The organism is Dokdonella ginsengisoli, from assembly GCF_042652785.1.
GTDB classification, from domain to species: domain Bacteria; phylum Pseudomonadota; class Gammaproteobacteria; order Xanthomonadales; family Rhodanobacteraceae; genus Dokdonella_A; species Dokdonella_A ginsengisoli.
This window is the reverse complement of the sequence record NZ_JBHSHD010000005.1, coordinates 108015-120500: the sequence shown is the minus strand read 5'-3', so window position 1 is coordinate 120500 and position 12486 is coordinate 108015. Positions and strand designations below refer to the sequence as shown.

Sequence of the window (12486 nt, the reverse complement as noted above, 5' to 3'; positions counted from 1 at the left end):
TGCGTGACGTACCGGGGGCCGCCGCGAGGCGGCCCTCTTTTTTGCGGTCGGCGCGCGAGGAACCGGGCGGCGCGTCGGCGTGCCTGCCGCTCAGTACGCGAATTCCTGGAAGACGCGATCGACGTTGCCGTTCCAGGCGCCGTGGAACAGTTCGAGCTTGCGCTCGGCCGGCGTCTGGTTCGCGTCGACGATCTGCAGCAGGATGTCGAGGAAGATGCGCTCGTCGGCACCGGCCGGCGTCGGACGTGCGCGGCGGCGCAGGCCTTCGGCGGCGATCTTCAGCGCCTCGTCGGCCAGGTCGCGCACCGTGCCGGAGCGGAACGGCAGCTTCAGCGCGTGCCGGGGCACGCCGTCGCGCAGCGCGTGGCGCTCCTCGCGCGTGAAGTCGGCGACCAGATCCCAGGCCGCGTCGAGCGCGGTGCGGTCGTAGAGCAGGCCGACCCAGAACGCCGGCAGCGCGCACAGCCGGCTCCACGGGCCGCCGTCGGCGCCGCGCATCTCCAGGTACTTCTTCAGGCGCACTTCGGGGAACGCGGTGGTGGTGTGGTCGGCCCAGTCGCGCAGGGTCGGTTTCGCGCCCGGCAGTTCGGCCAGTTCGCCGGCCATGAACTTGCGGAACGACTTGCCGGCGAGGTCGACGTACTCGCCGTCGCGGTAGCTGAAGTACATCGGCACGTCGAGCAGGTAGTCGACGTAGCGCTCGTAGCCGAAGCCGTCCTCGAACACGAAGTCGAGCATGCCGGTGCGGTGCGGATCGGTGTCGGTCCAGATGTGCGAACGGTAGCTCTGGTAGCCGTTCGGCTGGCCCTCGGTGAACGGCGAGTCGGCGAACAGCGCGGTCGCCACCGGCTGCAGCGCGAGCGCGACGCGGAACTTCTTCACCATGTCCGCTTCGTCGGCGTAGTCGAGGTTGACCTGCACGGTGCAGGTGCGCGTCATCATGTCCAGGCCGAGCGTGCCGACCTTGGGCATGTACTCGCGCATGATCTTGTAGCGGCCCTTCGGCATCCACGGCATGTCCTGCCGCCGCCACTTCGGCTGGAAGCCCATGCCGAGGAAGCCCAGGCCGATCTCGTCGGCGACGGTCTTCACCTCGCGCAGGTGCTGCGAGACTTCGGCGCAGGTCTGGTGGATGGTCTCCAGCGGCGCGCCGGACAGTTCCAGCTGCCCGGCCGGCTCCAGCGTGACCGACGCGCTGTCGCGCAGCAGCGCGATCAGCTGGTCGTGCTCGGTCACGCGCTGCCAGCCGAAGCGCGTCATGCCCTCGAGCAGCACGCCGATGCCCTGCGCGCCTTCCCAGGTCGGCGGACGCAGGTCTTCCAGGCGGAAGCCGAACTTCTCGTGCTCGGTACCGATGCGCCAGGCGGACTCCGGCTTCTCGCCGGAGGCGAGGTAATCCACCAGCTCGCTGCGGCCGGAAATCGGGGTTTCTTTGACGGCGGAAGGTCCGGACACGGGGCAACCTCGGCTGGGAGCCCGCACTATGGGGCTTGGGCGGGCTCCTTAAAAGGGTGCTCCGCGGCAGGCGTCGGCCAGACTTCGGCGAACCAGGCCTTGACCTCCTCGATGAAGACCAGCTGCGCGGCCGACAACGCGCTCTTGCGGTCGTAGGCGAGCAGGATCCGCTGCAGCGGCAGCGGATCGGAGATCGGCCTGCGCACCAGCGGCTGGCCGTCGTAGCTGACGTCGCCGTAGGGACGCGAGTACGCGACCGCGATGCCGAAGTGGTTCGCGACCATGCTGCGCTGCAGTTCGAACGAACCCGTGCGGACGGCGCGCGCGGGCCTCACGCCGCGCAGGTGGAACAGCTCCAGCACGTGCTGCCAGCTCTGCGCCTGGTCGGTCATGATCAGTGGCTCTTCGGCCAGCTCGGCCAGCGACACCGCATCCCGGCCGGCCAGGGCGTGATCGGCCGGCAGCAGCGCCTGCGGCGCGAGTTCGCACAGCACCGTCGTGGCCACCGTCGCCGGCAGGCCGAGATCGTAGCTGAGGGCGATGTCGACAGCGCCGTCGTCGAGGCGACGGCCGATCGTGTCGAACCCTTCCTCGCGCACCGTCACGCTGATCGCCGGATATTTCCCGCGCAGCCGAGCCAGGATCGAAGGCACGCAGTACGGCGCCAGATCCTCGAAGCAGCCGAGCACGAACTCGCCGCTCGGCAGCGCGGTGTCGTCGGCGAGCGCCTCGAGGGCCTCGACCTCCGCCAGCACCTGCCGCGCCTTGATCACCACCGCCTGCCCGAACGCGGTCAGCGAGACGCCGGCGCCGCGCTGGCGCACGAAGATCTGGCGGCCGAAGAATTCCTCGATCTGCGTGATCGCCATCGAGATCGACGGCTGCGAGACGTGCAGCGCGCGCGACGCTTCGGTCAGATTGCCGTAGCGGGCGGCGGCCAGCGCGTAACGCAGTTGTCGCAGGGTCAGATTCATTGGATTTCCTGATGAGGCAACGAAGTATTTGATATTTCACTTTCTTGCCAAAGCAACCCCACACTCCGGTCACACGGGGTGGATAGGCGGATAGACGTCCATCCAGCTCACCAGACTGGTCTTCTCGACATTCTGTCAGGAAACAGGAAGGGTCCGCCGCCGCTCGCACCACGGCAGTGGCCCGTTCGCCGTGTCCGGCATCTCGATGGGGGTACTTGCAATGACTATGGGTAGACGTTTTCTTTGGCCGGTCCTGGCGTCGCTGACGGTGGCCGCAGCCGCCGGGGCGGCCGCGCCCGGAAATCCGGTTCGCGCTTCCGCGATCACGCACGTCGATTCGAAGGCGACCGGCGGCAAGATCGCCCTCGGCGCCACTGCGTACGACCGGAGCGCCCCGCACCGCGTCGGCGCTTCCTTCGCGGCCTCGCCGTCGGCTTCGGACGGCCGCGGCGCCGGCGATCTCGCGATCGGCCTCAGCGTGACGCCCTACGCCGGAGATCCGGACGAATGCGGCAGCGGGACCGACATCGCGGTCAATGTCGGCGATCAGGTCAACCTCTGCTACACGCTGACCAACAACGGCACCCAGACGCTCGCCTACCAGTCGATCGTCGACAGTCTCGACGGCGCCGTGGTCACCTACGACCCGACTCCGATCGGCCCGGGACAGAGCCATACCTACGTGCGCACGATCGTGGCGACGTCCGACACGCAGCGCACGGCGAGCTGGACCGGCTACGCGAACCTGCCCGGCTACGCCTACGACGACACGGTGGCGCCGGACTTCATCGACATCTCGGCGACCGGGACGCCGATGGGCTTCGTGCCGGGGGACGGCTGGGGCAACGAGACCGGTCACGTCACCGCGCCGTTTCCGCTGCGCTTTTACGGGCAGGAATCCACCGACCTCTGCTTGGCCATCGACGGCCTGCTGCAGTTCGCCGACCCGAGCTGCACGCCGCCGGGCGGATCGACGCCGCCGCCGGGATTCTCGTTCAACGAAGACATCCCGAGCACGTTCGGCACCGAAGTGCCGACCTACCTCGCACCGATGTGGATGGACCTCGACGACGTCTCCGGCGACGTCTACGTGCAGGCGCTGGGCAACGCGCCGAACCGGACCTACGTGGTGCAATGGCACGACCTGGAGAGCTACGCCATCGCCACCAGCACGGCGACGTTCGAGATCGTGTTCCACGAAGACAGCGACACCATCCGCTTCGAGTACCTGACGACCGCGTTCGGCAACGACGCCGACGACGGCAACTGGGCGACGGTCGGCGTGCAGGCCGATCCGCACGGCCTCTACACGAAATACTCGTATCGCCAGCCGGCGCTGCACGCCAATTCGGCGATCCAGTGGACCTTCACGCCGGCGGTCAGCTCGGCCGCGGACAGCGGCGAAGTAAGCATTTCGGCAGGCGATCCGACGCTGGCCGTCGCGCAGACCTCGATCACGGCCGTGGCCGGCCCCGACGGCAACGTCACGCGCAGCCTGACGATCGCCAACACCGGCAACCGCGACCTGCACTGGAGCCTCGGTGAAGCCCCGGGCGGCACGCAGGCGCACTTTCCGAAGACGCCGCGCTACGTCGCGCCGCCGCAGCTGGAGGCCGGCGCGCCGGTGGCGGGCGCGACGCTCAGCGGTGCACTCGCCCGTCCGCGCACGCAGGGCGCCGCCCCCTCGCCGCGGGCCGCCACCGGCGGATTCGCTGTGCCGGCCTACGGCATCAGCGCCCTGCTGCCCGGACTGGTGACGTTCGACGCGCTGGCGCCGGCGGCCACCTACACGCCGCTCAACAACAGCAGCGACTGGATCTATGCGGCGACGTTCGTCGGCAACGATTTCAGCAAGCTCTACGTGATCGTCAACGACAGCTGGGAGCTGGCACCCGGCACCTACGGCACGGTCGACACCGCGACCGGCGTGTTCACCGAGCTGGGCCAGATCGCCGGCGGCGAGACGCGCACCTGGGGCGGCCTGACCGAAGACCCGCTGACCGGCACGGTGTACGCGGTCAATTTCCTCGACCAGCTCGGCAGCGCCGGCGCGACGCTCTACACGATCGACTTCGGCACCGGCCAGGCCACCCGCATCGGCCCGATCGACGGCCCCGGCGTGAACCCGGTGCGCTACATCTCCGGCATCGCGGTGTCGCCGGCCGGCCTGATGTACGGCATCGACCTGTACGGCCAGAGCCTGATCGCGATCGACAAGGCGAGCGGCGCGGCCAGCGTGATCGACGGTTTCGGGCTCAACGTGCAGTACGTGCAGGACCTCAAGTTCGACCCGCAGACCGGCGACCTGTACTGGGCCGCGTTCTACATCGACTCGATCACCAACCAGCCGCTCGGCGAGATGCGCGTCATCGATCCGATGACCGCGGCCTCGCAGGCGATCGGCGCCTTTCCCGCCGCCGGCGAATTTCCGGTCGACGAGATGAGCGCGCTGGCGATCGCCAAGCCCTCGGTCGGCTGTTCCGCTCCCGGCGAGGTGCCGTGGCTGTCGCTCAGCCCGACCAGCGGCACGATCCTCGCCGACGGCGCGCCGCAGGACGTCAGCGTCTCCTTCGACGCCGGCGGGCTCAGCCCCGGCCTGCACCAGGCGACGATCTGCGTGTTCAGTGACGACCCGCGCCACCAGCGCGTCGCGGTGCCGGTGTCCTTCGCCGTCATCCCGGCCGAGCCGCTGTACGACCAGTCCATCGACGACACCGACGTGCACGCGTTCAACAACACCATCATCGCGCCGCCCGAAACCGAGGGCCTGTCTGCCGAGGGCGCCGACGACTTCGTCGTCAGCGGCAACGGCTGGTCGGTGTCCGGCTTCGAGTTCTCCGCCTACGGCAACAACAGCAACCCGCTGCCGCCGACGGTGAACCTGCGCATCCTCGCCGACGACGGCAACGGCCGTCCGGGCGGCGACGCGCTGTGCTCGGCGAACGGCGTGCAGGCGATTGCGCTGGATGCGCCCGCCAACCGCATCGGCGTCTGGCTGACGCAGGACTGCCCGCTCGCACCGGGAACCTACTGGGTGGCGTGGTCGTTCGCCGACGTCGACATCTCCTCGCCGATCCTCGGCTTCTGGGGCGTCACCAGCGAGCAGCACAACCAGCCGGCGGTCTGGCGCAATCCGGGCGGCATGCTCGGCACCGGCTGCTCCGTCTGGTCGACGTTCGATCAGTGCCCGAACATGTTCGCGGAAGGCTCGAAGGACTTCGGCTTCTCCGTCTACGGCACTGCGTCGACGGTCGACTGCGGCGACGTGATCTTCGGCGACGGCTTCGAGGGCGGCAGCGGCAGCTGTCCGGGCAAGCGGAACACACACGACTGAAACATGGCCGCAGAAGCCGCCGCCGCCCACCGGCGGCGGCTTCGCGCGCGATGCACGCCGCCCGGCGGCAACCCTGATTCTGCACGACGGCCTCGCACCCCTGCCGCCGCTTCGCGCCGCCATGCCGTCGCGCACCGGCGGCAGGCCGGCCATGCCCGCTTGCACATGCCCTCGTTTTTTCGACAAGGACGGCCTTTCCTCATGAACCTGCGTCTCGACACGACGACAGAACCGATCCAATCCGCCGCGTACACCATCCGGCGCGGCACACCCGCCGACGCGGCGGATCTGGCGAGCTTCGCCGCACGCACCTTCACCGACACCTACGGCGACTACAACAGCCCGGCCAACCTCGCCATGCACCTGACCTCGACTTACAACGTCGCCCAGCAGACGCGCGAGCTGAGCGACGCCGGCGTCGCCACGCTGCTCGCCCACCAGTACACCGACCTGGTCGCCTATGCGCAGGTCCGCAACGGGCCGCCGCCGCCGTGCGTCGGCGGCGCCGAGCCGGTCGAGCTGCTGCGCTTCTACGTGGACAAGTCCCGTCACGGCGACGGCCTCGCCCAGCGCCTGTTCGAGGAGGCACGCCGCGCCGCGGTCGCCCTCGGCGGCGTCACGCTCTGGCTGAAGGTGTGGGAGCGCAATCCGCGCGCGATCGCGTTCTACCGCAAATGCGGGCTCGTCGACGTCGGCGTTGCGGAGTTTTTCGTCGGTACCGACCGGCAGACCGATCGCGTGCTGGCGATGAATCTGCGCGACTCGCGCGCGCCGAGCTGAGCCGGCTCGTCGGCCGCCACCACCGCCCTCAAAGGAACCATCATGCGCAAACCGATCGCTACCGCCATCCTTGCCGCGCTGGCCGCCGCCGGCGCCGGTGCCACGAACCCCTCGCCTGCCGCGCCGCTCGACGCGGAACGCAACCTGCTGCAGTTCAGCGCCCATCCGTTCGATACGCAGCGCGACGTGCTGCGCGCACCGGCACCGTTCTCCGATGCCGTGCCGAGCGGGGCACGCCTGCAGCTCGTGCAGTTCACCGGCCCGGTCCGGCAGGAGTGGCTGGATGCGCTCGTCGCGCGCGGCATCACGCCGGTGCAGTACGTCGCCAGCAACGGCTACATCGTATGGGCCGACGAAGCGGCGCAGGCGCGGCTCGACGGCTTGCGCGGCAGCGCCTCGTGGCTGCAGTTCAGCGCGCCGTTCCACGGTTTCCTGAAGGTCGATCCGGGCCTGTCGCGGCGCCTGGCCGCCGCGGCGAGCGGCGACGAGGAGGTCGACGTCACCGTGCAGGTGTACGCGCACGCAGGCGTGGAGGAGACGCAACGCTTCGTGCAGGGCAAGGCCGTGCTGCCCGTGGCGCAGCGCGGTCCGCTGGGGCCTGGGGCGGCCACGCTCGCCTGGGCGCCCGTGCTGAAGTTCCGGAACCTGCCGCTGCGCGTGCGCCTGGCCGATGTTCCGGCAATCGCGCAGCGCGCGGACGTGACGTTCGTCGGCGAACGACTGCCGACGCGGCTGTTCGACGAGAAGCAGGCGCTGATCATGAGCGGCGACTTCGCACCGGGCATCGCCTCGCCGAGCTATCTGCAGTTCCTGCTCGATCGCGGCTTCAGCCAGACGCCATCCGACTACCCGATCGTCGACGTGACCGACAGCACGATCGACGAAGGCGGCACCGGCAATACGGTGCTGGACACCGAGGACGAGATGCTGCACGAGCTCGGTGACGTCACGCGCCCGGTGCGCGTGGCGTATTTCCGCAACTGCTCCTCGCGCCCGGACAACCAGGTCGGTGCCGCCGACGGCCACGGTTCGCTCAACGCCGGCGTGATCGCCGGCTACGACCAGCGCGAGGGCTACCCGTACCGCGATGCCGACGGCCAGCAGCTCGGCCTGGGCATCAATCCTTTCGCGCGGGTGGGCTCCACCACGATCTTCGTCAGCGCCCCGCCGAGCTACGACGTCAACGGCTGCGACGGCAACGATCAGGGCGTGATCCGCGCCAATGCCGCCGGCGGCGCGAAGATCAGCAGCAACTCCTGGGGTTCGGCCGCCAGCGGCACCTACGGCGAACGCGATCAGCTCTATGACGCGGCCGTGCGCGACGTCGACGTCGACGCCGCCGGCAGCCAGCCGATGATCTACGTCGTCTCCGCGGCGAACGACGGGCCGGGCATCAGCTCGGTCGGTTCGCCCGGCTCGGCCAAGAACGTCATCACCGTCGGCGCCTCGGAGAACCTGCGCCCGTTCAACAGCCCGCAGGACATCTGCCCGGACGACGGCAGCGATGCCGCCGACGATCCGCAATCGGTGGCCGGCTTCTCCAGCCGCGGCCCGGTCCCCGGTCAGCGCGTCAAGCCGGAGGTCATCGCACCCGGCACGCACATCCAGGCGGGCGCCAGCGTGTATTCCGGCTTCCAGGGCGGCGGCGTGTGCATCCGCTACTACCCCGAATCGCCGGAGCAGACCGAATTCGCGGCATCCAGCGGCACCAGCCACTCGGCACCGGCGATATCGGGCGCCGCCTCGCTGGCCTACTGGTGGATCGAGCACGGCGGCGCCGGCGACGCCGCCGGCCGCCTCGAGGAGATCGGCGGCTCGCGCGCGCCGAGCCCGGCGATGATGAAGGCCTGGCTGATCGCGCATCCGAGCTATCTGACCGGCGCCTACGCCAACGACAATCTGCCGAGCAATGCGCAGGGCTACGGCATGCCCAACCTCGGCGACATGTTCGACGCGACGCCGAAGGTGCTGCTCGATCAGAGCGAGGTGTTCGACGGCAGCGGCGAGACGCGCAGCTACGCCTGGGGCGTCGCCGATCCGACCCGGCCGGTGCGCATCGCACTCGCCTACACCGATGCGCCCGGCGCGCTGGGCACCAGCCCGCAGGTCAACGATCTCGACCTGGAAGTGGAGATCGGCGGGCAGACCTACCTGGGCAACCGCTTCGACCACCAGTGGAGCGTGACCGGCGGCGACCCCGATGCCAGGAACAACTACGAGGCGGTGTTCCTGCCGACCGGCACGATCGGCGACCTGACGATCCGCGTGAAGGCGTCGAACGTCGCCGGCGACGGCGTGCCCGGCAGCGGCGACGCGACCGACCAGGACTTCGCGCTGGTGTGCAGCAACTGCTCGCAGCAGCCGTCGTTCTCGCTGACCGCCGCGCAGTCGGCGATGCAGGTGTGCACCAGCGGTGAGCGGACCGCGGCGGTGCATCTGCATCCGATCGTCGGCTTCGCCGGCGCGGTCAGCCTGAGCGCGAGCGGAAATCCGGCCGGCACCAGCGCCACCTTCGATCCGAATCCGGCCACGCCGCCCGCCGACTCCACGCTGAGCGTGGCTGCGACCGCTGCGGCAGTTCCCGGCCGCTATCCGCTGCAGATCCGCGCCGCCTCGGGCAGCATCGAGAAGACCCTTGACCTGGAGCTGGGCGTGTTCGACGTGCCGCCCGCCACACCCGGCGACGAAAGCCCGATCGACGGCAGCGCGGACGTCTCGCCGACGCCGACCTTCACCTGGAGCGCGGCCGCCGGCGCGTACGACTACCGCGTGGAGATCGCCACGGATGCGGACTTCACCAACATCGTGCTGTCGCACCAGACCACCGATACCGCGTGGACCGTCGGTTCGGGCGAAGCGCTCGACTCCAGCGCGCGCTACTGGTGGCGCGTGATCGCGCAGAACCCCTGCGGCGACAGCGGCCCGGCGGCACCGGCTTCCGACACGATCTTCGGCGACGGTTTCGATTCCCGCCCGGCCGTCGCCGGCCACGAATTCACCACCCTGGCCATCCCCGGCGACTGTCCGGTCGACGCCACGACGCAGGTGCTGTTCGACGACGACCTGGAAAACGGCGCTGCCGGCTGGACCCACGGCGCCGCCGGCGGCAGTGTCGACGGCTGGTCGCTCGGCGCCGCCGCCAACAGCGGCGAGCACGCCTGGCAGGCCAACGCGCCGGCGTCCGGCACCGTCAACGACCAATGGCTGATCTCGCCGAGCCTGGCGCTGCCGGCGGATCTCGACACGCTCAGCCTCAAGTTCTGGAGCCGTCAGGCGCTCAAGTCCGGCGGGGCCGGCAGCTGCAACGATGCCGCGATCGTCGAGGCCTCGACCGACGGCGGCGTGGTCTGGACGCAGCTGACGACGCCGCTTACCGACCCGTTCGACGGCACCGTCAGCGGCGCGTTCGGCAACCCGCTGAGCGGCAGGCAGGCCTGGTGCGGCGATCCGCAGGCCTATCTGAAATCGGTGGTCGACGTGCAGAGCCTCGCCGGCCGGACCGCGAAATTCCGCTTCCGCCTCGGCCACGACCGCTTTCCGCATCGCGCCGGCCCGAACTGGGCGATCGACGACGTGAAGCTGACGGGCTGCACGCCGTAAGCGACGATGCGCCGCACCGACGACGCGCAGGGCCGGTACGCGCCGGTCCTGCCGTCGAAGATCCTCAGTCGGCGCTTCCAGGCAGCGGGCCGGCGCCGTGCGTGTCACCGCCCGCGTCCAGCCCGAGCCAGCGGCCGACCACACCCCGCGCCTCGTCGAGCCCGGTCTTGGCGTGCGAGGAGAACAGCTGCGCGCCGGCGTTCGGAAACTCCTGCGCCAGCGTCTTGCGCACGGCGGCGAGCGTGCGCGCGCCCTCGCTCCGCGACAATTTGTCCGACTTGGTCAGCAGACAGTGGCAGGGACGCCCGCTGGCGGCGCCGAAGGCGAGCATGTCGCGGTCGAAATCCTTCAGCGGATGGCGCGAGTCCATCACCAGCACCAGACCCTTGAGCGATTCGCGCTCGCGCAGGTAGCGGTCGATGACGCCGCGCCAGTGCAGGCGCATCGCCTCGGGTACCTTGGCGTAGCCGTAGCCGGGCAGATCGATCAGGCGATGCGCCTCGTCGCCGACCGGAAACACGTTCAGCAGCTGGGTGCGGCCGGGCGTCTTCGAGGTGCGGGCCAGCGTCTGCTGGTCGCAGATCGCGTTCAGCGCGCTGGACTTGCCGGCGTTCGAACGGCCGGCGAAGGCGACCTCGGCACCGCGATCGGCGGGCAGCTGATCGATGCGGTTGGCGCTGGTCAGGAAGCGCGCTTGACGGAACGGATGAGTGGGCATGGGCCTCGGCGCCGGCTCGCGGCGGTTTGACCGCCTTTGAAGTCACGGGGATAATTCCGCGGTTTCCGTCGGCGCGCCGCAGCGGCTTCGCGACGAGGACCTGCGTCATCCCCTTTTCCTGGAGTCGAGTGTATGAGCTTTCCGCGCGCCCATGTTCGACACGCGCTTGCGCTGGCGACGCTGCTGACGGCCGGCGCGGCCGTGGCCTCCGAATCGGCGCCGGTGCTCGGCGACGCCAAGGCCGGCGAAGGCAAGGCCGCGGTGTGCGCCGCCTGCCACGGCGGAGACGGCAACCCGGCCGACAAGCAGTATCCGAAGCTGGCCGGCCAGAACGAGGCCTACATCGCGCGCCAGCTCGAGGCATTCAAGTCGCAGAAGCGCCAGAACCCGATCATGCTCGGCTTCGCCGCGACGCTGTCGACGCAGGACATGCACGACATCGGCGCGTTCTTCGCCACCAAGACGGCCCTGCCCGGCGTCGCCGACGACAAGCTGCTCGAGCGCGGCCAGGCGCTGTACCGCGGCGGCGACGCCAAGCTCGGCGTGCCGGCCTGCATGGCCTGCCACGGTCCGGACGGACGCGGCATGGCCGGCACCGGCTATCCGCAGCTCGGCGGCCAGTGGGCCGACTACGTGACCACCAAGCTGAAGGACTGGAAGGGCGGCACCACCTGGGGCGACGACGCCAACGCGAAGATCATGCCGGCGATCGCCACGTCCCTGACCGAAGCCGACATCAACGCAGTGGCCTCCTACGTCGAGGGCCTGCACGCGGCCGGCGCGGGAACCGCGACCGCCTCGAAGTAATCCAAGCGCGGCGGTTGCGGCGAGTTCAGCGACGCGGCCGAAGACTGCGCCGCGGCGTTCCGCGACGCCTGCACCGCCCACCGATCCGGAGAGCCTCATGTTCAAGCGCGTTTCGATTCTGCTGCTCGGCCTCGCCTTCACCGCCCTCGGCCACGCCGCCGACGAAGGATTCGAAGCCGGCAAGAACTACTTCGTGATCGAACCGCCGCAGGCGACCAACAGCGGCGACAAGATCGAGGTCGTCGAGGTGTTCTCCTACGCCTGCCCGGCCTGCAACATGTTCCAGCCGACGATGAGCAAGCTGAAGGCCGCGCTGCCGGCGAACGCCGAGCTGGTCTACCTGCCGGCCGCGTTCCGTCCCGACGAGGACTGGCCGGTGTTCCAGCGCGCGTTCTACGCCGCGCAGGCGCTGGGTATCCTCGACAAGACCCACGAGGCGACCTTCGACGCGATCTGGAAGGACGACGGCACCCTGCGCATCAGCGACCCGAAGACGCGGCGCCCGGTGAAGCAGATGCCGACGATCGAGGACGTCGGCGCGTTCTACGCGAGCAAGGCCGGCGTCAAGGCGGACGAGTTCGTCGGCGTGGCCAACTCCTTCGCGGTCAACACGAAGATGAAACGCGCCGATTCGATGATCAAGGCCTACGGCGTCGATTCCACGCCGACCATCGTCGTCGCCGGCAAGTACCGCCTGACCGCTTCCTCGGCCGGCGCGATCGACAAGGTCGCACCGCTGGTCAAGTTCCTGATCGAAAAGGAAAGCGCCGGCAAGTGACGCCGCGCTTCGCCGCCCTTCCGCCACGGGAGTACCGCCC

At 69.7% G+C, this 12486-nt stretch carries 8 protein-coding genes; 5 read left to right on the top strand and 3 right to left on the bottom strand.

Going from position 1 to position 12486, the window contains the following annotated elements:
• Window positions 1-90: 90 nt before the first annotated feature.
• Window positions 91-1455: a glutamate--cysteine ligase gene (locus ACFO6Q_RS05125; protein ID WP_380019487.1), complete on the bottom strand. Its 1365-nt coding sequence runs from the start codon at window positions 1453-1455 to the stop codon at window positions 91-93.
• A gap of 26 nt (window positions 1456-1481) precedes the next feature.
• Window positions 1482-2429, bottom strand: coding sequence for a LysR substrate-binding domain-containing protein (locus tag ACFO6Q_RS05120; protein WP_380019486.1), 948 nt, complete (start codon window positions 2427-2429; stop codon window positions 1482-1484).
• Between the two features lie 268 nt (window positions 2430-2697).
• On the opposite strand from ACFO6Q_RS05120, the gene ACFO6Q_RS05115 reads away from it, so the two are divergent.
• The 3 genes from ACFO6Q_RS05115 to ACFO6Q_RS05105 all read left to right on the top strand — a co-directional run bounded on the left by ACFO6Q_RS05115 (window position 2698) and on the right by ACFO6Q_RS05105 (window position 10143).
• Window positions 2698-5763 (top strand): lactonase family protein, encoded by a 3066-nt coding sequence (locus ACFO6Q_RS05115; RefSeq protein ID WP_380019485.1) that lies wholly within the window; start codon window positions 2698-2700, stop codon window positions 5761-5763.
• A 201-nt stretch (window positions 5764-5964) separates the two neighbouring features.
• Entirely contained in the window at window positions 5965-6543 is a 579-nt protein-coding gene (locus ACFO6Q_RS05110; RefSeq protein ID WP_380019483.1) for a GNAT family N-acetyltransferase, read from the top strand.
• Between the two features lie 42 nt (window positions 6544-6585).
• Window positions 6586-10143 carry a S8 family serine peptidase gene (locus ACFO6Q_RS05105; protein ID WP_380019482.1) on the top strand — a complete coding sequence of 1186 codons (3558 nt, stop codon included), beginning with the start codon at window positions 6586-6588 and terminating at the stop codon, window positions 10141-10143.
• 64 nt (window positions 10144-10207) lie between these two features.
• Here ACFO6Q_RS05105 and yihA read toward each other — a convergent pair whose 3' ends face one another.
• Window positions 10208-10861, bottom strand: coding sequence for a ribosome biogenesis GTP-binding protein YihA/YsxC (gene yihA / locus ACFO6Q_RS05100; RefSeq protein ID WP_380019481.1), 654 nt, complete (start codon window positions 10859-10861; stop codon window positions 10208-10210).
• A 132-nt stretch (window positions 10862-10993) separates the two neighbouring features.
• Here yihA and ACFO6Q_RS05095 point away from each other — a divergent pair, with 132 nt between their 5' ends.
• Window positions 10994-11668 carry a c-type cytochrome gene (locus ACFO6Q_RS05095; RefSeq protein ID WP_380019480.1) on the top strand — a complete coding sequence of 225 codons (675 nt, stop codon included), beginning with the start codon at window positions 10994-10996 and terminating at the stop codon, window positions 11666-11668.
• 97 nt (window positions 11669-11765) lie between these two features.
• Window positions 11766-12446 (top strand): thiol:disulfide interchange protein DsbA/DsbL, encoded by a 681-nt coding sequence (locus tag ACFO6Q_RS05090; protein WP_380019479.1) that lies wholly within the window; start codon window positions 11766-11768, stop codon window positions 12444-12446.
• Window positions 12447-12486: the final 40 nt, after the last annotated feature.

Excerpts from the sequence above, each read along its gene's own strand:
- ACFO6Q_RS05120 (WP_380019486.1), bottom strand. The coding sequence starts at position 2,429 with ATGAATCTGACCCTGCGACAACTGCGTTACGCGCTGGCCGCCGCCCGC.
- ACFO6Q_RS05110 (WP_380019483.1), top strand. The coding sequence starts at position 5,965 with ATGAACCTGCGTCTCGACACGACGACAGAACCGATCCAATCCGCCGCG.
- ACFO6Q_RS05105 (WP_380019482.1), top strand. The coding sequence starts at position 6,586 with ATGCGCAAACCGATCGCTACCGCCATCCTTGCCGCGCTGGCCGCCGCC.
- yihA (WP_380019481.1), bottom strand. The coding sequence starts at position 10,861 with ATGCCCACTCATCCGTTCCGTCAAGCGCGCTTCCTGACCAGCGCCAAC.
- ACFO6Q_RS05095 (WP_380019480.1), top strand. The coding sequence starts at position 10,994 with ATGAGCTTTCCGCGCGCCCATGTTCGACACGCGCTTGCGCTGGCGACG.
- ACFO6Q_RS05090 (WP_380019479.1), top strand. The coding sequence starts at position 11,766 with ATGTTCAAGCGCGTTTCGATTCTGCTGCTCGGCCTCGCCTTCACCGCC.